This is a genomic window from Sorangium sp. So ce145, assembly GCF_051525985.1.
GTDB classification, from domain to species: domain Bacteria; phylum Myxococcota_A; class Polyangia; order Polyangiales; family Polyangiaceae; genus Sorangium; species Sorangium cellulosum_B.
This window is the reverse complement of sequence record NZ_CP150315.1, coordinates 2,785,236-2,806,379: the sequence shown is the minus strand read 5'-3', so window position 1 is coordinate 2,806,379 and position 21,144 is coordinate 2,785,236. Positions and strand designations below refer to the sequence as shown.

General features: G+C 74.9%; 18 protein-coding genes. 9 read left to right on the top strand and 9 right to left on the bottom strand.

Annotated features, from left to right (window positions below; translation table 11 throughout):
• The first annotated feature begins 2 nt into the window (after nt 1-2).
• Both WMF34_RS10765 and WMF34_RS10760 read left to right on the top strand, forming a co-directional pair.
• Nucleotides 3-2,621, top strand: coding sequence for a Kelch repeat-containing protein (locus WMF34_RS10765; RefSeq protein WP_437993227.1), 2,619 nt, complete (start codon nt 3-5; stop codon nt 2,619-2,621).
• Nucleotides 2,618-3,631 (top strand): hypothetical protein, encoded by a 1,014-nt coding sequence (locus WMF34_RS10760; RefSeq protein WP_012234689.1) that lies wholly within the window; start codon nt 2,618-2,620, stop codon nt 3,629-3,631. Before WMF34_RS10765 ends, WMF34_RS10760 begins: the two co-directional genes overlap by 4 nt.
• Before the next feature lie 15 nt (nt 3,632-3,646).
• On the opposite strand, the gene WMF34_RS10755 is transcribed toward WMF34_RS10760, so the two are convergent.
• From WMF34_RS10755 to WMF34_RS10720, 8 genes are all read right to left on the bottom strand, one after another.
• Nucleotides 3,647-4,099 (bottom strand): hypothetical protein, encoded by a 453-nt coding sequence (locus WMF34_RS10755; protein WP_012234688.1) that lies wholly within the window; start codon nt 4,097-4,099, stop codon nt 3,647-3,649.
• Nucleotides 4,100-4,489: 390 nt separating this feature from the next.
• Nucleotides 4,490-5,638, bottom strand: a complete 1,149-nt coding sequence (locus tag WMF34_RS10750) for a hypothetical protein (RefSeq protein ID WP_437993226.1) — start codon at nt 5,636-5,638, stop codon at nt 4,490-4,492.
• A gap of 112 nt (nt 5,639-5,750) precedes the next feature.
• The gene (locus tag WMF34_RS10745) at nt 5,751-6,125 is read right to left on the bottom strand and encodes a response regulator (protein WP_012234686.1); all 375 of its coding nucleotides are present in this window, start codon (nt 6,123-6,125) and stop codon (nt 5,751-5,753) included.
• 55 nt (nt 6,126-6,180) lie between these two features.
• A complete protein-coding gene (locus WMF34_RS10740; RefSeq protein ID WP_012234685.1) occupies nt 6,181-7,653 on the bottom strand; it encodes a HAMP domain-containing sensor histidine kinase in 1,473 nt (490 codons plus the stop codon).
• Entirely contained in the window at nt 7,650-8,336 is a 687-nt protein-coding gene (locus WMF34_RS10735) for a response regulator (RefSeq protein ID WP_437993225.1), read from the bottom strand. The genes WMF34_RS10740 and WMF34_RS10735 overlap by 4 nt, the downstream gene beginning before the upstream one ends.
• Nucleotides 8,337-8,394: 58 nt before the next feature.
• On the bottom strand, nt 8,395-8,631 hold the full coding sequence (locus WMF34_RS10730; RefSeq protein ID WP_437993224.1) for a hypothetical protein: 237 nt from the start codon (nt 8,629-8,631) through the stop codon (nt 8,395-8,397).
• A gap of 17 nt (nt 8,632-8,648) precedes the next feature.
• Nucleotides 8,649-9,146: a Spy/CpxP family protein refolding chaperone gene (locus tag WMF34_RS10725; protein ID WP_437534739.1), complete on the bottom strand. Its 498-nt coding sequence runs from the start codon at nt 9,144-9,146 to the stop codon at nt 8,649-8,651.
• Between the two features lie 320 nt (nt 9,147-9,466).
• Complete coding sequence (locus WMF34_RS10720) at nt 9,467-11,068, bottom strand: hypothetical protein (RefSeq protein WP_437993223.1); 1,602 nt, start codon at nt 11,066-11,068, stop codon at nt 9,467-9,469.
• Between the two features lie 271 nt (nt 11,069-11,339).
• On the opposite strand from WMF34_RS10720, the gene WMF34_RS10715 reads away from it, so the two are divergent.
• From WMF34_RS10715 to WMF34_RS10700, 4 genes are read left to right on the top strand one after another with little or no spacing between them, the layout of a single operon-like run.
• On the top strand, nt 11,340-11,861 hold the full coding sequence (locus WMF34_RS10715; RefSeq protein ID WP_437993222.1) for a hypothetical protein: 522 nt from the start codon (nt 11,340-11,342) through the stop codon (nt 11,859-11,861).
• Nucleotides 11,858-13,432, top strand: a complete 1,575-nt coding sequence (locus WMF34_RS10710; RefSeq protein ID WP_437993221.1) for a GMC family oxidoreductase N-terminal domain-containing protein — start codon at nt 11,858-11,860, stop codon at nt 13,430-13,432. Before WMF34_RS10715 ends, WMF34_RS10710 begins: the two co-directional genes overlap by 4 nt.
• A 59-nt stretch (nt 13,433-13,491) precedes the next feature.
• Nucleotides 13,492-14,595, top strand: a complete 1,104-nt coding sequence (gene ltaE, locus WMF34_RS10705) for a low-specificity L-threonine aldolase (RefSeq protein WP_437993220.1) — start codon at nt 13,492-13,494, stop codon at nt 14,593-14,595.
• The gene (locus WMF34_RS10700; RefSeq protein WP_437993219.1) at nt 14,592-15,707 is read left to right on the top strand and encodes a tetratricopeptide repeat protein; all 1,116 of its coding nucleotides are present in this window, start codon (nt 14,592-14,594) and stop codon (nt 15,705-15,707) included. The genes ltaE and WMF34_RS10700 overlap by 4 nt, the downstream gene beginning before the upstream one ends.
• A 51-nt stretch (nt 15,708-15,758) precedes the next feature.
• On the opposite strand, the gene WMF34_RS10695 is transcribed toward WMF34_RS10700, so the two are convergent.
• Nucleotides 15,759-16,151 (bottom strand): hypothetical protein, encoded by a 393-nt coding sequence (locus tag WMF34_RS10695; protein ID WP_044964534.1) that lies wholly within the window; start codon nt 16,149-16,151, stop codon nt 15,759-15,761.
• 283 nt (nt 16,152-16,434) lie between these two features.
• On the opposite strand from WMF34_RS10695, the gene WMF34_RS10690 reads away from it, so the two are divergent.
• The 3 genes from WMF34_RS10690 to WMF34_RS10680 are packed head-to-tail and all read left to right on the top strand — an operon-like array spanning nt 16,435 to nt 21,121.
• Nucleotides 16,435-17,277 carry a hypothetical protein gene (locus tag WMF34_RS10690; protein ID WP_437993218.1) on the top strand — a complete coding sequence of 281 codons (843 nt, stop codon included), beginning with the start codon at nt 16,435-16,437 and terminating at the stop codon, nt 17,275-17,277.
• Between the two features lie 38 nt (nt 17,278-17,315).
• Nucleotides 17,316-19,313: an FHA domain-containing protein gene (locus WMF34_RS10685; RefSeq protein WP_437993217.1), complete on the top strand. Its 1,998-nt coding sequence runs from the start codon at nt 17,316-17,318 to the stop codon at nt 19,311-19,313.
• Complete coding sequence (locus tag WMF34_RS10680) at nt 19,310-21,121, top strand: Stp1/IreP family PP2C-type Ser/Thr phosphatase (RefSeq protein WP_012234675.1); 1,812 nt, start codon at nt 19,310-19,312, stop codon at nt 21,119-21,121. Before WMF34_RS10685 ends, WMF34_RS10680 begins: the two co-directional genes overlap by 4 nt.
• Nucleotides 21,122-21,144: the final 23 nt, after the last annotated feature.

The following is a 21,144-nucleotide window of genomic DNA, read 5'->3' as shown; positions in this document are numbered from 1 at the left end:
CGATGTCCTCCCAGGAAAGCCCCGCGCGCGAGACGCGACATCGAAGGCCCACGACCGGCGCGCGCTGGCCGCTGCTGCTCGCGCTGGCCGTGCTCACCGGCGCCTGCTCGCTGCTCGCGGAGAGCGCCCTCTCCGACAAACCTTCCGAGGGCGGCCAGGACGCGACCTCGACGGGCGGCGGCTGCGCGCCCGACTGCCCGGACGGCGCCTGCTGCGGCGGTGCGTGCGTCGCGCTGGACATGGACCGGGAGCACTGCGGCGCCTGCGGCAACGCGTGCGGTGACGGGGAGTCGTGCTGCGGCGGGTCGTGCACCAACGTGCTGAACGATCCGTCGCACTGCGGCGCGTGCGGCGTGCCGTGCCCGCACACCCTCTGCGTGGGTGGCCACTGCTCGTCCGAGTGCGTCTTCGGCTTCGACAACTGCGACGGGAACGTCGTCACCAACGGCTGCGAGGTCGATCTCAGGAGCGATCCCGAGCGCTGCGGCGGTTGCTCGCTCCGTTGCCCCTCGGGCGCGATCTGCGACGAGGGGCAGTGCGCGTGCGCGCCGTCGCTCCTCGACTGCGACAACCTCCACGACACGGGGTGCGAGATCGACGGCTCCTCGGATCCCGCGAACTGCGGCGCCTGCGGCGTCACCTGCGGGCCGAACATGGAGTGCCGGGGCGGCGTGTGCGGGTGCGCTGCGGGATACGCCGACTGCAACGGCTCACCCGACGACGGCTGCGAGGCCAGGCTCGGGACGGAGGCAGACTGCCGGGCCTGCGGGGATGCCTGCGCGAGCGGCATGATCTGCGATGGCGTCGGCGGCTGCGCCTGCGCGAGCGGGCGCCTCGACTGCGACGGCGCGCCCGGCTGTGAGGCGATCACCATCGACCCGACGACCTGCGGCGCGTGCGACGTGCGGTGCGCGCCGGAGGCGGCCTACTGCGACGGCGTGGCGTGCGCGGCCGGCTGCGCCGCCGGCCTCGCCGCGTGCGACTCCTCGTGCGTCGACACGCAGGTCAGCCCGTTCCACTGCGGCGCGTGCGGGGTCGCCGCGGGGCCGCACCAGCGCTGCGACCGAGGCGAGCTGGTGTGCGACGAGGGCTTCGCGGACTGCGACCCGGTCGCCCCGGGCTGCGAGTCCGATCTCACGAGGGATCCGCGGCACTGCGGCGCGTGCAGCACCACCTGCAAGCCGGGCGCCGTGTGCGTCTCCGGCGCGTGCGCGTGCGGTGCGCTCACGCCGCGCGACTGCGGCACGGCGTGCCGCGCCTGCTGCTCGGACGAGGACTGCTCGGACGGCGACGGCTGCACCGCCGACGTGTGCGAGGACGGCGGCGCGAGGTGCAAGAGCACGGGCTGCGCCGACGGAGAGCAGTGCTGCAGCCTCGTCGCGTGCCGCCAGTGCTGCACCAGCGCGGACTGCAGCGGGGGCGAGATCTGCTCCGGCGGCGCCTGCATCCCGCCCTGCGGAGGCGGCCTCGTGGCCTGCGAGGGCAAGTGCGTCAGCCTGGGCTCGGCCGAGCACTGCGGCGCGTGCGGCAACGCCTGCCTGAGCGGGCGCGAGTGCCGCACCGGCCAGTGCACGCCCGCGTGGGCCCCGATGACGAGGACCGGCGCGCCCGCGCCGCGGCAGATGGCCGCGGCGACCTGGATCGGGAACGCGCTCTTCCTGTGGGGCGGCCGCACGTTGGTCGGGGACGTGGGCGACGGGGCGCTCTACGATCCGGCGCGCGACACGTGGTCGACGATCGGCAACGAGGGCGCCCCCTCGCCGCGCGTGCTCGCGACCGCGGCGTGGACGGGCTCCAGGGTGCTCGTCTGGGGCGGCGGCTCGTTCGCGAGCCCGCTCGGCCTGTCCACCGGCGGCGTGTACGACCCGGCGGCGCGGACCTGGCGCGCGATGAGCACCACCAACGCCCCCGCGGCGCGGCGGATGCCGATCGGCGTGTGGACCGGCACGCGCCTCCTGATCTGGGGCGGCTCCGCGGGCGGCGCCCCGGTCGCCGGCGGCGGGCTCTACAACCCGATCGCCGACGCATGGACGCCGGCCTCCAGCGCCGGCGCGGCCCCGGCGCGCGAAGGCGTCGCATGGGCCTGGTCGGGCACGGAGCTCTACCTGTTCGGCGGGGAGGCCGGCGAGGCGACCACGAACGAGGGGTACGCCTACAACCCCACCACCGACGTCTGGCGGTCGCTGCCCAGCGCCGGCGCGCCGAGCCCGAGGACCGAGGCGTTCGCGGTCTGGATGGGCGATCGGCTCCTCGTCTGGGGCGGCCAGGACCAGGAGGGCGTCGCCCGCAAGGGCGGCGCGATCTACGATCCGGCGGCCGACGCGTGGCGCGGGATCGACGACAAGGGGGCCCCGTCGGAGCGCAGCCGCGTCGAGCGGCGCACCGGCTGGACCGGGTGGACCGGCGCGCACGCCCTCGTCGCCGGCGGGCGGAGCGGCGTGACGCTCAGGCGAGACGGGAAGCTCTACGATCCGATGACGATGGCGTGGGGAGCGAACATGTCGGCCGCGGGCAAGCAGCACGCCTACGGCGTGGGCGTGTGGACGGGGACCGAGCTCATCTTGTGGTCCGGGCTCGATGGGTTCGCGCTGGTGCCCGACGGGGAGCGGTTCAGGCCGTGACGCCGCGGCGGACGCGCGCGCCCTCGGGCGTCCTGGCGCTCCTCGTCGCGGCCGCGATGCTCGCCGCGCCCGCGCCCGCCGCGGCCCAGAGCGCGGCCGACGTCGCCGTCGCGCGCGAGATCTTCATCGAGGCCTCCGAGCTCGCCAGGCAGGGCCGCTGGGAGCAGGCGCGGGAGCGGTACGAGCGCTCGCTCGCGATCAAGCGCGCGCCGATCACCCTCTACAGCCTCGGGGTGGCCCAGCAGCAGACGGGGCAGCTCGTCGAGGCGCTCGAGAGCTTCCGCGCGTTCCTGGTCGAGCCGTCCGCGCCTGCGACGAAAGGGTACGAGAAGCTCGCGCGGCAGGCGATCCAGGAGCTCGAGCACAAGGTCGCGGCGCTCGAGCTGCGGCTCTCCCCGGGCGACGCCGTCGGCCTCGAGGTGAAGATCGACGGCGTCGTGGTGCCCGCGGCGGCGCTCGATCGCCCGCGCCCGGTCAACCCGGGGGATCACACGGTGAGCGCGAGCGCGCCGGGCTACCGCGAGGCCGAGCGGAGCGTCGCAGCGGCGCCGGGGAGCCGCGCCGTCGTCGTGCTGAGCCTCGAGCGCGAGGTCGTCGCGCCGGCCGCGCCCGCCGGGCCGAGGGTGTCCTCGACGAGCGCTCCAGCGAGCGTCGCTCCGGCCAGACCGGTCCTGCGCGGCGCCCCGCCGAGCTCCGCGCCCGACGCTGCGCCGAGCCGGGTGGTGCCGATCGTGCTGCTCGCCGGCGGTCTGACCACCGTGGCGGCCGGCGCGGCCATCGGGCTGCTCGGGGTCGCGAGCGCGTCGGACGCACCGACGCGGGACGGGGACGCGGCCGACGCCGCGCGCGCCCAGGCGCTCGCGGGCGACATCGTCGCCGGCGCCGGTCTCCTCGCGGCGGGCGTCGGCGTGCTCGTGATGGTCTTCGACCGCGATCACGCCGGCGCCCCGCGAAAGCAGCCCCCGCCGCGCGCCGCCCTCGATCCGTTCCGCCTCACCGTGCGCTTCTGACCTCCGACGCGGGAGCTAGGCCTTCGGCATCTCCCTGCGGTCGAGGTTCACCACCACGAACGCGCCGTAATTCAGGACCGTGAGCGAGTCCTCGTCCACGATGAGCACGCGGACGCACTGGGGCGGAGACGGCGCGAGCAGGTCGACGTACGGATCGAACGGCGCCTCGTCCACGGGCGGCAGCACGGCGTGCAGGAACTCGTGGAGCCGCGCGCGGTGGTCGACGATGACGCTCGCGCCCGGCGCCTCCGCGCTGCCCCGCGCGTCGATCCGGAAAAACGCCCGGCGCGCCGCCGGGGACACGACGAGGATCGCCGCGTCCGTCACCTCGATCTCGCTGGACGTGCACAGCCGCTCCACGCGACGGCTCACGGCCTCCTCCACCGTCTGGAACAGCCGCAGCCGCCGGCGCTGCCCTTCCGTGAGGCCCGGCTCCTCGATGTACGCCTCGAGGCTGCATCCGCGCATGTTCCGCTCGCACCCGTACGTCATGCGTCTGCACCGTGGCTCGGTCTGCTCCCCCGCCTCTGGCAGCCGGGGCGGACAGCCGTCACGCCTCCCCGCACGGGCGCTCATGCATGGGATTAGCCAACCCCCCGGCGCCGCGGCGCCGCTCCGGGGTTGGCCGCGGCTGCCATGGTTTCCATGGCTCGCGGGCAGCGACCGGGACGCACGCCTGCGTCCTGGAAGGCAGCACGGCCGCGCGGCGGGAGATGCGGGCGCGAACGCTCGCACGGAAGTGCACAGCCGCCAGGGCGTTGCGCTCACACCGCCCGATGCGCGAGAGCCGCTCCGTGTGCCCCGGGCGGCACGGCGTGGCCCTGGCGAGAGCTGCCGCGCCCGCTCAGCGGGACGGCGCTACGGCGCTGCCGGCGACGCGAACTTCGCGGTGAGCTCCACCTGGGCCACGCTGCGCTGAGCGGCCTGCTGGCCGGTGGCGCCGGGCGGCACCAGCAATGCCTGGAGCCGCTGCGAGGCGTCGGCCACGCCGGGCGCGAAGCTCGACGGCGACCAGGTGAGCGTGCCCTTGCCCGAGGAGTCGAGCCGGTCGATGGTCATCGTGACCTCCCCGTTCGGGCTCGGCAGCTTGAGGTCGGCCCCTTCCGCGTACTGGCGCGTGTCCACGCTGAACGAGACGACGCCTCCCTCCACCTTCTCGATCTTGAAGACCCGGTACCGCAGCACCGGCAGCTGCGCGCCCGACGCCACCACGCGATCGGTGACCATCCAGTAGGCGCCTGCGCCGACGGGCTTGTCCGGGAGCGGCGGCGTGAGGAGCGTGATGGCCTCCCCGAGCGCGCCGATCAGCGGCTGGAGCCCGGGATCGGCGTCCTTGGAGAGCTCGAAGTGGAGGTTGCCGACCACGTTCGCCGGCGAGAGCTCGTACCGCAGCGCGCTCCCCCTCAGCTTCGCGAGCGCGTCCGCGAGCTGCTTCGGCGGGCCGCCGATCGACATCGAGGCGAGCGTCGCCGACGTGATCTTCGCGATCACCCTCGTCGGAGCCGCGGGCGCGGCCGCGCCCTCCTTGGGTGCGTCCGCCGGCTTCTCCGCCTTGAAGCTCACGCCGAGCTCCAGGTTCGGCAGCCCCTGCGGCCCGCCCATGCGCAGCCCGAGCGTGATGTCGAGCTTCTGCTCGGATTTCGGGTCGATCTTCGGGGCGAGCTTCGCCCGCGGCTCGCTGCCGTCACCGATGACCTCGATCTTGTAGGGCACGTCCTTCGGCAGCGCGGCGGCCGCTTCGGACGCCGAGAACACGCCGCTCTCCGGCGGCCCGCCCGCCGCGCCGCGCGCCGCCGCTGGCCCCTTCTTCTCGGTGCTGCCCGACGCCGCCTCCGCGAGCTCCGCGCCGAGCTTGCCGCCGACGACGGGCAGCGCCGGGCCGGCGTCGAGCGCGCCGGCGTCGGCGGCGACCTGCGCCTTGCTCTTTTCCCCCTCGCAGCCCGCGAGCCCCGAGAGGGCGACCGCCGCGAGCGTCGAAGCCGTGACCCAACGCCACCGAGTGTGCATGACGGCCGGGTGTAGTCAAAACGGGCGCCATCTTCCAGCGCTCCGTTGCGTCGCGCGTCGCGCGTCGCGCGTCGCGCCGGACGAACGGCTCCCGTCGGGGCGGGGCCCCGCTTCAGGCCCGCCGCGCGGCCTTGAGCCCGCCGATGTGCTCCAGGAGCTCGAGGGGCCGGAACGGCTTGGCGTAGTAGGCGGTCGCGCCGAGCTTCAAGGCGCGGGCGCGCGCCTCGTGATCGTCGAGGGCGCTGATCACGATGATCGGCAGGCTCGAGGTGCCCGGGTGCGCGCGGAGGCGCTCGCAGACCTCGAAGCCATCCATGCTCCCGGGCAGCATCAGGTCGAGCAGCAGCACGTCGAAGGGCTCGGTCAGGGCGCGCTCGACCGCCTCGCGGCCGGTGCCCACGCCGATCACCTCGTGACCACTCGCTCCGACCAGCGCCTCGATCATGCGCCGGATCGCGTCCTGATCTTCGCAGAGAAGGATTCGCATGGTCGCGAGCACGGGGAGCGTCGCACTCGCCCCATCGCGCGGTCAAGCGGGAACGCTACGCGCGGCGAGGGCGGGCCTCTCCGTCTGCTCTGCCTGCTCCGTCTGCTCTGCCTGCTCCGTTTGCTCTGCCTGCTCCGTTTGCTCTGCCTGCTCCGTTTGCTTCCCTGTCGCGTCCCTGTGGGCGCGCGGCGCTGGTTGGTGGACGCAGCGCGAGCTCGATGCCGACGCGCGCCCCGCCGCCCTCGCGGCGCTCGGCGAACGCGCGGCCCCCGTGCGCCTCGGCGATGCGCTTGCACAGCGCCAGGCCGAGGCCGAGCGAGCCGCGCTCGGCGCCGCTCTCGCCGCCCTGCGCCCGCTCGCGCCGGAAGAACGGCTCGAAGATGCGCGTCTCCTCCCCGTCCGCGAACCCGGGCCCGCGATCCTCGACCTCGAAGACGACGCCGTGCTGGCCGCCGGGACGGACCCGCAGCCGCTCGGCCCCGCCAGCGTGCGCGCGCGCGTTCTCCAGCAAGTTGGCGAGGGCGCGCGCCAGCAGCGTCGCGTCCGCCTGGAGCGCCGGCGTCCCCTCGACCACCTCCAGCAGCGTCGGATCCAGCCCAGCGCGCTCCAGGGCGCGGATCCCGGCCTCGGCCGGGTCGAGGCGGGCCACGGTGAGGGCCGCGAAGTCGAGGCGCGAGCTCGCCAGGAGGTCGCCGACGAGCGCGTCGATCTCCATGACCTCGCGGTCGAGGTCGTCGAGCACGCAGGCGCTCGGCCCGCCGCCCTCGCGGGCCATCTCCGTCAGCAGGCGGATGCGGGCGAGCGGCGTGCGGAGCTCGTGCGACACGGCGGCGAGGAGCTCCCTCTGGTCGGCGATCTGGCGCTCGATGCGCGCGGCCATGTCGTTGACCGCCTCGGCGACGATGCCGACCTCACCCTGCTGCCCGTGGCAGTCGAGCCGGACGCGGCTCGACAGCTTGCCGGCGCCGATCTCGTGCGCGACGTGGGCCAGATCGACGAGCGGGCGCGCGAGGCGGCGCGCGATGAGGCCCGAGGCCCCCCACATGACGATGGCCACGGCGAGCAGCGGCAGGGCGAACCGGAGCGATCCGCCGGAGCGGCCGCGCGCGGGGCAGAGGAGCACGGAGCCGAGCGGCCCCCCTTCGTCGCGGACCGGGGCGACCAGGGTCTGCGCCCGGCAGGGCTGGCCGTACCTGGCGAGCCGCCGCCCGCTCGCGTCGACGAGCTCCAGGTCAATCTCGAGATCCTCGGCGAACGCGCGGGCGAGGGTGTCGCGGGCCGCGGGATCGGCCCATACCCGCTCGAACTCGTGGGCCACGAACGACTGGGCGCGGGCGTGCTCGCGCCGCCAGCCGGAGTTGCCGACGCGATCGATGGCCCCGATCGTGGCGACCGCGGCGAGCGCGGTGATCAGGATGGTCGCGCCGAACCACATGAAGATCCGGCGGTGCAGCCGCGCGCTCAGGAAGCGGCCGATCGAGACCTTGCGCCCGTTCTCGTAGAGCCAGGACCGGTACCTCCTCCTCACACGCGGTCCTTGGCGAGCACGTAGCCGACGCCGCGCACCGTCTTGATGAGCCTCGGCGACCTCGGGTCGTCCGACAGCTTCTGCCGCAGGTGCGAGATGTGCACGTCGACCGTCCGCCCGCCGACGTTGACGTCGCCGCGGCCGGCCTCCTCGAGGAGCGCCTCCCGGGCGACGACGCGGCCAGCGCGCCGCGCGAGGGCGACGAGGATGTCGAACTCGATGCCGGTGAGATCGGTGAGCTTGCCCGACACGGTGACGACGCGGCCGGGCACGTCGATGGCGATGTCGCCGGCCACGATCCGCTCGCCGGCGGCGTCGGGCGTGGCCCGCCGGAGCACCGCGCGGAGGCGCGCGAGCAGCTCGCGCGGGCTGAAGGGCTTCGCGATGTAGTCGTCGGCGCCGATCTCGAGGCCGACCACGCGATCGGCCTCGTCGCCGCGGGCGGTGAGCATGAGGATCGGCATCGAGCTCTTCTGCCGGATGCGGCGGACGACCTCGATGCCGTCCATGCCCGGCATCATCACGTCGAGCAGGACGGCGTCGAAGGTGCCCGCGGCGAGCGCCAAGAGGCCGCGCGCGCCGTCGCACGCGACGGTCACCGCGAACCCGTTCTGCTCGAGGTAGCTCGCGAGCAAGGCGTGGAGCCGGGTGTCGTCGTCGATGAGCAGGAGCCGCAGCGCCATGGAAGGACCCGGGGGGCAGGTGCGGCGGCGACCGGCCGCCGCTCACCCCTTGTATAGCTCAGGGGACCGCGCCGGTGTCGGCGTCGGCCGCCGCGGGCGCGTGGACCGCGCGCGCGGCGCCCCGCGGCCAGGAGCGCTCGGCCTCCCGCGCGGCGTCCACGCAGATGGACGCGACGTGGCGCTGGAAGGCGTCTCGGCGGGCCTCCGCCCGGCAGCGCAGCGAGGAGAAGCCGGAGGCGTAACCGGCGACGGTGCCGAGCGCGAGCAGCGCGATGGTGATCTGGCGTCGCATCATGGTCTCATCGCCCTCCTTCACGCCCACCGGCCGTGGGTCCTGTAGGGATCGTCGCCGCGCCACCCGGCCCTGCCGGACCACATGTCGCGGAACGCGGCCGGCCCGATCTCGATGAGATCGGCGAGCTGCTCGCGCTGGCGGTCCTCGAGCACGGCGTGGACCTTCCCGAGCGCGCCGACCGCGGCCCTGCGCAGCGACTCGATGGCCGTGTCGTGGCGCGCGAAGAGCTCGCCGAGGCGCGTCTCGTCGAAGCTCGGGCTCCGCATCGCCGCCGCGACGTCCGCGCGCGTGCTGCGGATCTCGCTCCGCTGCGCCTCAGCGGCGGAGCGGAGCTCGTCGATGGCCGCGACGATGACCTTCTCCTGCGTCGGCGTGGTGCCGAGCCGATCGAAGAGGAAGGACAGGAAGAAGCGACGGCGGAAGCCGTGCCCCCCGAACCCGCGCCGCCCGAAGAAGCGCGGCCCAGCGCCCCAGGGCGCCCCGCAGTCGTACCTGCAGCCGCGCTTCAACGTCATGACGAGGCCTATCAGACAGGCCGTTCCAACCACGAATCCCAACATGATGCGTACCCTCCGTGAGCGTCTCCGCCGTCGATCCGTGCACGGGGCGTGTGCGCGCGGCTTCGGTTCGTCCGAACGCGGGCGCCGCCCCGGGCAGCAACGACCGGAGCCGCAGACGCGCGGCTCCGGGACACCTCGAAGCTGCGCAGCGCGTGTGAAGGATGTTCAGGAGCGCGTGTGAAGAAACATGAAGATCGCCGCGGGCAGCGCGGCGCGGCGCCATGACGGAGCGGCGCGCCACCCGCTCGCGGACGGCGCTCCGCGCTCCGGCGGCGCTACTTCACCGACTCGACGTCGCCGATGTCGTCGAGGTCGTCCTTCGGTTTCCCGTCGCCCGAGGTCGCCCACGGATTCGTGCGCTCGCTCTCGGGCACGCCGCTGTCTCCGTCGGCGTCGTCGTCGTCCTCCTCTTCGAGGTCGTCGAGCGACTCGACCTTGGCCCCGTCCGGCGAGGCGCTCGGCGCAGGCGGCGTCGAGGCGCGCACCGCCGGGGGCGCGGGCGGCGTCGAGGCGCGCACCGCCGGGGGCGCGGGCGGCGTCGAGGCGCGCACCGCCGGAGGGGGCGGCGTCGATGCGCGCGCCGACGACGAGGTGCCAGGGTCGCTCGGGAGCCTGCTGCGCGACGGCTCCCCCCCCAGCGGTGAGACCGCGGCCGCGGCGCCCGCCGCTGCGAGCGGCCTCGCGGCGATCGCGCTCGGCGGCGTGATGCTGCCGGCGGCCTTCGGCCCTACGGAGGAGCCGGCCGAGCCGGCCGGCGGGCTGCTCACCGACGCCGCGAGGCCCCCCGGCGGCGAGCCAGCCGCCCCGGAGGGCGCGGCGCTCGCGGCGGCCTTGCCGGCCTGGGCCGCGTCGGGCGCGCCGCCGGACGAGCCGGAGGCAGGCGCCGACGCGGGCCCGCCGCCGGACGACACGGGGGCGGACGCCGCCGGAGCCGACACGGGACCGCCGGAGGCCGACGCCGCCGGCTTCGACACGGGAGCGGAGACCCCCGGCGCCGATGCAGGCGCGGCTGCCCCGCCCGGCAGAGCGGCAGCGGGCGCGCCGCCGCGGCCGGACGACAGCTCCACGGGCGCCGCCGCCCTCGGCGTGGCGGCCCGCGGCCCGTCGAAGCGCATCGCCTTCTGCGCGAGCTGCACCACGGGGAGGATGTCGCGCGGCGGGATGTTCGCGGCGATGACGTCCGGCCCGGCGATCGCGAGCTCACCGTCGGCGTGGAACGGCACGCCCGGGCGCTCGCGCTCCTGCTTGAGCCGCGCGTTGTCGATGGCGACGCGGATCTCGAGCGGGATGCGGGTCTGCCACAGCCGACCGTCGATCGCCGTGCGCACGTCCCACGGCGTCAGGATCGGCGTCCTGCCGATGCCCTCGAACGGGCTACGATCCGCGAGCAGCGCCTTGAGCAGCCAGGCGACGATCTCCTGGAGCTGCGGCGTGTCCTGATCCCACGGCATCGAGTCCCGGAAGAACTGCCAGTAGCCGCCGGCCGGGCCGTACACCGCGAGATCGCGCGGGTCGAACGCGTCCTCGAACGCGCGCGGGGTGATGTCGCCCTCGTCGATGACGGAGTCGATGAGCGCGCCCTGGAAGTCGGGCGTCTTGCGGCGGGCGGCCTTGGGCGAGAGGCCGGTGAGGGACGTCGTGATCTGCTGGCGCACGTCGCTGCGCTCGCGGAACCAGCCCATCCGCTCGACCGCGCCGAACTGCTCGCGAAGCTTGGCCGGCGTCCACCACGGCAGATCGAGCTCGCGCAGCCGCGCGATCAGCTCGGCCACGAGCTGCAGCGCCGGCTCGCTCGCGAGGTGCACGCGCGCCTCTCTCCTCAGCGTCTCGTCGTCCTTGCTATCGGGATCCCGGTGCTGCAGCGATCGCTCCGCCATCGTTCCTCCGTGCTCCCCCGGCCGCACTGCTCAATACCAGAACCGGATCCGCGGCGGACAGCCAGCCCACACGCGGCCGCGAAGAGCGCGCCGCGGCGCAGCGCTCGACGCGGCACGGCGCGCGCCTCCAGCGGACCGCCGGGATGTCGTTCTGCAATGGCACGCGAAAGCCCATCCGCGTGGCCGCGCCAAGCGCCCGGGATCACCCGACCCCGTCGCGCGCCGCCTTCGACCTCGGCGCTGCGTCGATCCGGGCTAGGCTCTCGCGGCCATGCAAGAGGACGGGGGAGAGAGCGCGCCCGAGCGCGCCGCGCGAGGGATCGAGCGGCGGGAGCGCGCCGGGCGCGGGCTCTCGCCGTGGGCGCGACGCGTCGCGTGGGCCGCCGCCGAGGCGATGCTCTGCGACGAGGACGCGCGCGGGGAGCTCGCCCCGCCGGGCGCCGAGGTGTGCGAGCGCGCGGTCGCGGCGCTGGATCTCGCGCTCGGGCAGGGCAGCCCCGAGACCCGGCGCAGCTTCGCGCTGCTGGCGGCCTGCCTCGAGCTGCTGCCGCCCTTCGTGATCGGCGCCTTCGGCCGGATGAGCCGGCTCTCGCTCGGCCGGCGGCTCGCGTACCTGGAGGCGCTCGAGTCGAGCCGCTCCGGGCTCCTCGCGATGCTGCTCCTCGCCTTCAAGGTGCCGATGTGCATCGCCGCCTTCGAGGAGGGCGCGGAGCTCGCGCTGACGGGCTTCGACCGCGAGAGCACCGCGGCGCGGCGCAGGCTGCCCGGGCTCGGCGCCGGGGGCGGCGCGTGAGCGGCGGCATCGCGTCGAGCGAGCCGATCGTCAGCGGGCGCGACCTGCCCGCGGGGTTCGACGAGCCGTGCGACGTCGTCGTGGTCGGCTCCGGCGCCGGCGGCGCGGTCGTCGCCGCGCTGCTCGCCGAGGCGGGGCGGCGCGTGATCGTGCTGGAGGAGGGCCCCTACGTTCGCCCTGACGACTACCAGCGCTGGAAGCCCAGCGAGTCGGTGCGGCGGCTGTTCCGCGAGGCCGGCCTGTTCACGGCGTTCGGCGTGGGCCAGACGCCGATGATCTCGCTCACGCTGGGGCGCGCCGTCGGCGGATCGTCGGTGGTGACCGGCGGGGTGTGCTTCCGCATCCCGGGCAGCGTCCACGCGCGGTGGACCCGCGACCTCGGCCTCGACGAGCTGTCGGAGCGCGCCCTCGAGGCGGCGTACGACAGCGTCGAGCATCGGCTAGAGGTCCGCGAGGTCCCCGAGGCGCTGCGCTCCGCCTCGACGGCGCGGCTCGTCGAGGGGGCGAGCCGGCTCGGCATCCCGATGCGCCCGCTCCGCCGCAACACCGGCGACGCGTGCGAGGGCAACGGCCGGTGCAACTTCACCTGCCCCGCCGGGGCGAAGCGCTCGGTCGACGTCGCCTATCTGCCGTCGGCGACCGCGCATGGCGCGCGCGTGGTCGCCGACGCGCTGGTCGAGCGGATCAGCGTGAAGCGCGGGCGCGCCGTCGGCGTCGAGGGGAGGCTGCTCGGCGGCGAGCCGGGGGCCCCGCCGCGCCGGTTCCGGGTGCGCGCGAGGGCGGTCGTCGCCGCGTGCGGCACGCTGCACACGCCGCTGCTCCTCCGCACGGCGGGCGCGTTCGGGGCGAGCTCCGGGCTCGGCGACGGCGTGACGCTGCACCCCGCGGTGCGCGTGGTCGCCCGGTTCGACGACGCGCTGAACGGCTGGGACGGCGCGCTCCAGAGCGTCTACTCCGACCACTTCGACGCCGAGGGGATCAAGCTCGTCGGCGTCTACTCGGCGGTGAACGTGCTCGCGGCGGGCCTCCCCGGCGTCGGGCCCGCGCTGCGGCGCCGGGCCGCCGCGCTGTCGCGCTGCGCCGTCTTCGGCGCCATGATCCACGACGAGGGCGGCGGCCGCGTCCGCCCCGGCCCCGGCCGGGAGCCGCTCGTCTCGTACGCGATGGCGCCGCGCGACCTCGCGCGGCTCCGCCGGTCCATCACGATCCTCAGCGAGATGGCGCTCGCCGCCGGCGCGCGCGAGGTCTACACCGCGCTGCTCGGCGCGCCGCCGGTCACGTCGATGGACGCCGCGCGCGCGGCCGAGCGCGCGGCCATCGACGCGCGCCGCATCGAGTGCATGGCGTTCCACCCGCTCGGGAGCGCGCGGGTGGCGAACGATCCGCGGCGCGGGATCGTCGATCAGAGCGGCGAGTGCTTCGCGCTGCCGGGGCTCTTCGTCGCCGACGGCTCGATCCTCCCCACGAGCATCGGCGTCAACTCGCAGGTGCCGATCATGGCGATGGCGACGCGCATCGCGTGGCGGATGGCCGAGCGGTTCCCGCGGCTCGCGGCGGCGAGCCCCGCGTAGCGGGCGCGGCGCCGCGCGGTGCTACAACGTCGGCCGACGCCGACAGCCGAGGTTCCAGGATGCAAGCGACGATCGATCTCCGCTCCGACACCGTCACCCGACCGACCGCGGCCATGCGCGCCGCCATGGCCGCGGCCGAGGTCGGCGACGACGTGTACCGGGAGGACCCCACCGTGCGGGCGCTCGAGGAGCGCGTCGCGGAGCTCACGGGCAAGGAGGCGGCGCTCTTCGTGCCGAGCGGGACGATGGGCAACCAGATCGCGCTCCTCTGCCACACGCAGCGCGGCGACGAGGTGATCGCGGGCGAGGGCGCGCACTGCGCGTTCTACGAGAGCGGCGCCGCGCCCGCCTGGAGCGGCGTGCAGTTCGTCTTCGCCGGGCGCGGCGGCCTGTTCAAGGCGGCCGACGTCGAGGACGCGATCAAGCCGCCGCAGTACTACCTCCCGCGCACGCGCCTCGTCGCGATCGAGAACACCCACAACCGCGCGGGCGGCCGGGTCTTCCCGCAGGAGGACGTGCTCGCCATCGCGTCCGTCGCGCGCGCGCACGGGCTCGCGCTGCACCTCGACGGGGCGCGCCTCTGGAACGCGGCGGTCGCCACCGGTCGAACACCCGCCGAGCTCGCCGCGCCGTTCGACACGGTGAGCGTCTGCTTCTCGAAGGGCCTCGGCGCGCCCGTCGGCTCCGCGCTGTGCGGCAGCGCCGACGTGGTCCGCGCCGCGCTGCGCTTCCGGAAGATGCTCGGCGGCGGCATGCGGCAGGCCGGCGTGCTCGCCGCCGCCGCCCTGTACGCGCTCGCGCACCACCAGGGCCGCATCGCCGAGGACCACGAGGCCGCGCGCGCCATCGCGCGGGCGATGCGCGCCGCGGCCCTTCGCGCGGCGGCGCCGTCCGCGACGGGCGCGCCGGCCGCGACGATCGAGGAGCCCGAGACGAACATCCTCTACATCGAGACGCCCGGCATCCCGGCCGAGCGGCTCGTCGAGGCCGCCGGGCGGCGCGGCGTGCTCGTGGGGGCGACGGGCCGGAGCGCCGTCCGCGCCGTGACCCACCTCGATCTCGCGCCGGAGCAGGTCGCGCCCGCGGCGAGCGCCCTCGCCGAGGCGCTCGCCGAGGTGCTGGCGCTGCCGCGCGATCGCGGCGCCGAGGGCGCGCGCGCATGAGCCGCCGCCCCACGAACGCCCCCGCGCCGGCGCTCGCCCTCGCGATCGCGATCGCCGCGCTGATCGGCCCCTCGTGCGCGCCGGCGCGCGGCGACGCCTACCTCGCCGCGATGACGGCCGGCGAGCGCGCCTACCACGCGGGGCGCTACCGCGAGGCGGCCCGCTCGTTCGACGACGCCGCGTCGCAGGCGCTGCGCGTGAAGGACCGCGACGAGGCGCGCCTCATGCAGGCGCGCTCGTTCGAGCGCGCGGAGTCGTGGGGCGAGGCGCGCGCGTCGTACGAGCGGCTGCTCGCCGACTCGCCGCGCGGGCCGCGCTCGGAGCGCGCGGAGTTCGAGCTCGCCGATCTCGCGATCGAGCACGGCGACGCGGACGCGGGCTACGCGATGCTGCTGGCGACGACGCTGCGCCGCCCGTCGCACGGGCTCGCGCGCAACGCGCTGAAGCGGCTCATCCAGCGCGAAGAAGACCGCGCTGGCGCGGCGGGCGCGCTCGCGTGGCTGCGGCAGCACGGCCCCGCGCTCCGCGGGACGGAGCTCGATCAGGACGTCGCCTACCACACCGCGCTCCTCCTGGAGCGGAGCGGCGATCGCGAGGCCGCGCTGCGCGCGCTCGTCGCCGCCGCGCGCGCGCACCCGTACCCCGTCGGCAGCTTGACGGACGACGCCCTGTTCCACGCTGCGGAGCTCGCCGCGTCCCTCGGGCGCCCCGAGGAGGCCATCGGCTACCTGAGGGAGATGCTCGCCGCGCGCGAGCCGGCCGTCACCGGCAGCTACGACCGCGAGAAGTTCGACGACGCGCAGCTCGAGATCGCGCGCCTCTACCGCGACGCGCTCGGCGATCGCGCGGCCGCGCGCCGCGAGCTGCGCAAGCTCTATACGGACCACCCCGCGTCCATCCTGCGCGACGACGCGCTCTGGGCCGAGGCGAAGCTGTGGCGCGAGGAGGGGCGGAGCAAGGAGGCGTGCGCCACCGCGGCCCGGATTGCCCGGGAGCTCCCCGACTCGCGCTACGCGCGCTGCGCGCACGCGATATGTCCGTCGCTCCCTGCGGCGCCTCGCCCGTGCGCGGACTACATCCTCCGCGAGCTCGACGGCGCGAAGGACCCCTGACGCGGGGACTCCGCGCGGCGCGCCGCGGCGGCGGCGGCGCGCCGACCGCGCTCAGTCGTCCTCGTCGTCCTCGGGCTCCAGCTCGGCGTCGTCGTCGTCGCCGTCCTCGTCCTCGTCGTCGGCGAGGTCGTCATCGTCGGCCTCGTCGAGGTCGTCGTCGTCCTCGCGCGGCTCGTACTTCAGATCGATGCCGATGTCGCCGAGCTGGGTCTCGAGGAGCTCGAAGAGCTCGTCCACGTCGTCGCCCCCCCACTCGTCGAGCACGTCGGTCAAGAACTCAAAAAAATCACCGCTGTCCAGACGACGCTCGATCTCTTCGACCTGCTCCTCCGAGAACGCCTCGAGGACGTCCTCGCGCAGCGCTTCGGTGTCGCCTTCCTCAACGGCATCCGCCGCAGAGAGGCGGATCTGCTTTACGGCACGCTTGTCGAGGTGAATCTCCATGAAGGTGGCTTCGTTTAGGCGACCCTCGCAGCTGCCGTCAAGCGGCGTATGGTGTCGAGCTTCAAGAGACCGCTCGCCTCCCCCTTCCGTCGCGTCTTTTCCTGGGGAGGCGCGCGAGACGCGAACGGGGCGCGGCGGGCGCGGCGGGCACGTAGAGGCGCGGAGGTGCCCCAGGCGGCCGCGCGCGCGCCCACACGTCGGAGGTCGGCGCCGGCGCGCCCCCGCGCCCGCGTGGCGGAGGAGCGTTGCCGGCGGCAGATCTCTCGCGTATCTCAAACAACTCGTGCGTTTGCGATCTCCGCCCGGCGCGCTCTGGGCCGCGACCATCGCGGCCAGCGCCCTGCTGTCCTTGACAGCGCGGGCCGCGCCTCCGCACCTCCAGGCCGAGGGCGCCCTCCACGGCGCCGCGCCAGGCGCTCCCGCCGGCGGACGGACGGGCGGAGGCCCCGGCGATGGGGCCGAGGACGTCCGCGCCTCGTCCGCCGGGAGCGCTCGGCTCGACGCGGCGGGGGACGAGGCCGCCGCCGAGCAGGAGCCATCGCCTGCCGTCAAGCCGCGCGTCGAGCTCGCCTCCCGGCCGCCGCCGCTGCACGTCGAGTACGTGCAGTACGGCGTCGCCCTCGTGGCCGAGATGAGCCTCGATCCTGGCGCCGCCTGCCCGCGCTCGGGGCCCCTCTACGCGTGCATCCTGGGCAGCGGAGGCGGGCTCGCGATCCGCGGCGGATACCGCTCGCCAGGCCCCTGGTACTTCGGCGGCGCGTACCAGTTCACCAAGATGGACTCGAGCAACCTCTACCGGCTTGGAATCTTCCAGCAGCTCCGGGCCGAGATGAGGTACCTGCCGGACATCGGCTACCGGGCGGCTCCCTACTTTTCCGCCGGGATCGGCGGTGTCGCCTACGGGAACGAGTGGGGCGTCGAGACGGGCGGCGCGCTCATCTTCGGCGGCGTCGGGGTCGAGCTGGAGGTCTCGCGCCGCGCGGTGCTCGGCGTCAGCTGCGTGTACCGGCCGGTGCTGCTCGCTGGCTGGAGGGACACGGCCAACTACGAGCGGGCCACCGCCATCGCGCAATTCGTCGGCTTCGAGCTCCTTCTCGAGGTGCGGACCGAGGTCGGCCGGCGCTGAGCGGTCCCCCTGTCCGCTCGAGAGAACGCACCGGCTACTTGACTCGACCGTCGCTCCGCGGTCCCCTCGGCAGCGTGATCTGCGACGTGTGCGGCCGCGACAACGCTGGCGATCTGACCTTCTGTCAGGATTGCGGTCGACGGCTGAAGGCTCGAGAGGCGCGGGTCGTCCCGCCGACGCCGCCGAGCGGCTTGCCGCAGGTGTCGCTCCCGGCCCTGCCGGCGCCCGCGCAGGCCGAGGCGCCGCCGGCGAACGACGCCCGCGCGGCCGCCAGGGCGCCGGGGCCTCGCGGCGCGCCGGGGCGCCTTCGCCCGGAGGCGCCCGTGTTCTCCTTCAGCCCGCTCAGCTCGGCGAGGACGGAACCGGCGATGCCGGCGGCGCACGGCCGCGCCGAGGGCGCCTCGCGCCCGGCGCGCGAGGGCGCCGCGACGCCGGCTGCTGGCGCGCTGGACAGCGCGATCCAGATGGTGCCAGCCCTGCAAGGGCCGAGGGTCACCGAGCGGGGTGACGCGCCCGCGCCGCCCGCGACGCCCTCGATCACCGACGCGCTCCTGGGGCTCTCCTGCGCGAACTGCAACGGGGAGAACCCTCCGGGCTACCGCTTCTGCGTGACGTGCGGCGCGGCGCTGAACAGGAGAGATGGCGGAGCGCCGGCGGGCGCCCCGCAGCCGCTGAGCCAGGTGTCGAAGCGCGCCAGGGGAGAGCGCGGCGAGCCAGGCGCCGCGCTCTCCCCTGGCGCGCCGTATATGGCGCCCCCGCCCCACGAGGAGATCGGGACGACCGCGCGAGGTCTCCACGACGCCACGCCCGCCGCGCCCCGGCACGCGCCGCCCGCGGAGGCCGCGCCGCCGCCAGCGGCGCGCGACGAGCGCTCCGGCGCCGGAGACGCGCATCAACGGGCCGGCGCGCCGGCCAGGCCGGCTCCGCCCCCGCTGCCCCCGGTCGCCCTGCCCCCGGCGCGGCTGCCCCCGCCCGCGGCCAGCGGGAGCAACTCGGACAAGATCGTCGGCTCGCCCGTGGTCGACATCGCGTCGTCGCAGCGGGCTCCCGTCCCGCCGGTCGAGTGCGCGCGCTGTCGCGGTCAGTGCCTGGCGGGCACGCGGTTCTGCAAGTATTGCGGCGCGCCCCTCGAGGGCGAGCGGCCCGCCTCCGAGCGCCCGTCCAGGGCCGCCTCCGAACGCCCGCAGCCCGCGCCCGCGCTCGCCCCGGACGCCCGGCGCGACCCGCAGCGGCCCCCGCAGACGGCCGAGCCCGCCGGGCCGATCTCGGCCGAGGCGAGCAGCGCGCCGCCGGCCTCCCAGCGGCCGCTCGCGCCGCTGCGCGCGTCCCTCTCGGTTCGCCCGCCGGCGTGGGTTCCGGCTGACACCCAGCCGACCCGAGCGCTCGAGGGCAGGCTCATCGTGATCGTCGAAGACGGGACCGAGGGAAAGAGCTTCCCCCTCGCGGGCCCGCAGATCGACATCGGCCGAACCGAGGGGGATATCGTCCTCGAGGACGACCAGTACGTCTCGCCGCGGCACGCGCGGATCATCCCGCAGGAAGGGTCCTGGGTTCTCCGTGACCTGGGCAGCGTCAACCGCATCTACCTCCGCATCCGGAAGACGCACCCCCTCCGAGATGGCGACTTGCTCCTCCTGGGCCTCGAGGTGTTACAGTTTCAGACCGTGAACGACGGCGAGCGAGGCCTCGGCCATGCCATCCAGCATGGAACGTTGCTGTTTGGCTCGCCCGCCATCCACCGCCGGGCGAGGCTCTGCCAGCGGACGGTGGAGGGCGTGACGCGGGACGTGTACCACCTCTACCGGGATGAGACGGTGATCGGACGGGAGACGGGAGACATCGTATTCACGGCCGATCCGTTCCTCTCGCGACGCCACGCCGCCATCCGGAGGAACCCGGCCACGGGGGAGTTCACGCTCAGCGACCTGGACTCGTCGAACGGGACCTACGTCGCCATCCGCGAGGACGTCAGCCTCCTCGATCGCGATTTCGTGCGCATCGGGCAGCACCTGTTCCGCGTGGATCTCCCCCGATGAGCGACCAGACCGTCCGCGAAACGCCGACCGAGGCGCTGGAAGTCGAGGGGCTCCCCGGCGCGACGTCCGCAGGAACCGACTCGAGCAGCCACGCCGGCAAGGCGCTTCATGACTCCCCGCACGGCGCCGCGTCGCTCGAGTCCGGCAAGGCGGGGTCTGTGGAAGCAGGCAAGCCCGTGAACTGGAAGCCCCCGCCGCTCAAGACGCGTCCGGCCGCGAACGCCGCGCAGAAGGCTGGCATCGCCGTGAAGCCCGTGAAGGCGCCCAGCGCATCGAGCCCGGAGAAGGTCGGGCGGAAGCTCCCTCCGCCGCCGCGGGTGCGGCTCACCGCGGGCGGGTCGCGCGAGGAGGACGCGGATGGAAGCGCCGCACGGTCGGACGACCTCGGAGACGCTGTGACCCCCGATGCGCCGCCGGCCGCCGCTCAGGCGCACGCCTCGCTCGCGGCCGCGCCGTACGACGGCGCGCTCGACGAGACCCCTGCCGCGGAGGCCGCCCACGGCGGCGCTGCCGGGCGCTTCGCGGGCGAGGCGCCGGGGGGTGGCGAGCCGGACGAGGGCGGGCAGCGCCCCGACGGCATGGACGGCGCGGCGACACCGCCCGACGAGCCGCGTCGCCCCGAGGTCGTGCTGCGGCTGTTCGGCCGGACCGACGTGGGCCAGGTCCGCGAGCACAACGAGGACAACTTCATCGTCGCGGATCTCACGAAGGCGAGCCGCGGCCTGATGGAGATGGATCGCTACCAGGTCGTCGGCGAGCGGGGCGCCCTGCTCGGCGTGTGCGACGGCATGGGCGGCGCCGCTGCCGGCGAGGTCGCGAGCCAGCTCGCGGTCGACATCATCTACCAGCGGATGAGCGCCGCCGGTCCCCCGGAGAACCACGACGAGCTCGCGGCGCGGCTGGTGCAGTCGATCGAGGCGGCGGGCCTCCGGATCTTCAGCGAGGCGAAGCTCGATCGGACCCGTCGGGGGATGGGGACCACCTCGACCATCGCCGCGCTGATGGACGATCACCTGTTCCTCGGCCAGGTCGGCGACAGCCGCGCGTACGTCCTCCGCGGCGATCGGCTCGTGCAGGTGACGCGCGACCAGTCGCTCGTGAACCAGCTCATCGAGGCGGGCCAGCTCACCGAGGAGGAGGCCGAGACCTTCGAGCACAACAACATCATCCTCCAGGCGCTCGGCACCGCGGACTCGGTGCAGGTCGACCTCACCTTCGTGGAGCTCAAGCGGGGCGACACGCTGATGCTCTGTTCCGACGGGCTCTCGGGCATGGTGCGGAACGAGGAGATCCGCGAGGTGCTGCGGAGCGTCGACGATCCGATCGAGGCCTGCAAGGTGCTGACGGATCGGGCCAACCAGGCCGGCGGGCACGACAACATCACGGTGGTGGTCGCGAAGTTCGACGGCGACGGGCTCGCCCTGCCGGAGCTCGAGGACATCGAGGACCTCCGCTACCAGAAGTACGCGCTGCCCGAGCACCTCCTGGCCCAGAACGCCGCCGCGTCCGAGCCGGCGCGCAAGGTGAAGGAGCTCGACGAGAAGAAGATCTCGCAGCGCCCCCCCTCGCCGAAATCGTGGCTGAGCGGCGCGGACAGCGACATGGACGACGACGGGGACGACTACGACCACGTCGCCTCGCCCCTGCCGGCCGACGACGCGCTGGACGAGCGCAACGCCCGCGCGCCCGTCCAGGGCGACGAGCCGATCATGATCCCGACCGACGGCGCGCCGCAGTGGCTGGTGATCTTGATGATCGTGAGCGCCGTCGCGTGCGTTACCATCGCCGGCTACTACCTGCTTCGTTAGGGTACGCGTAGCGCACGCGCCCC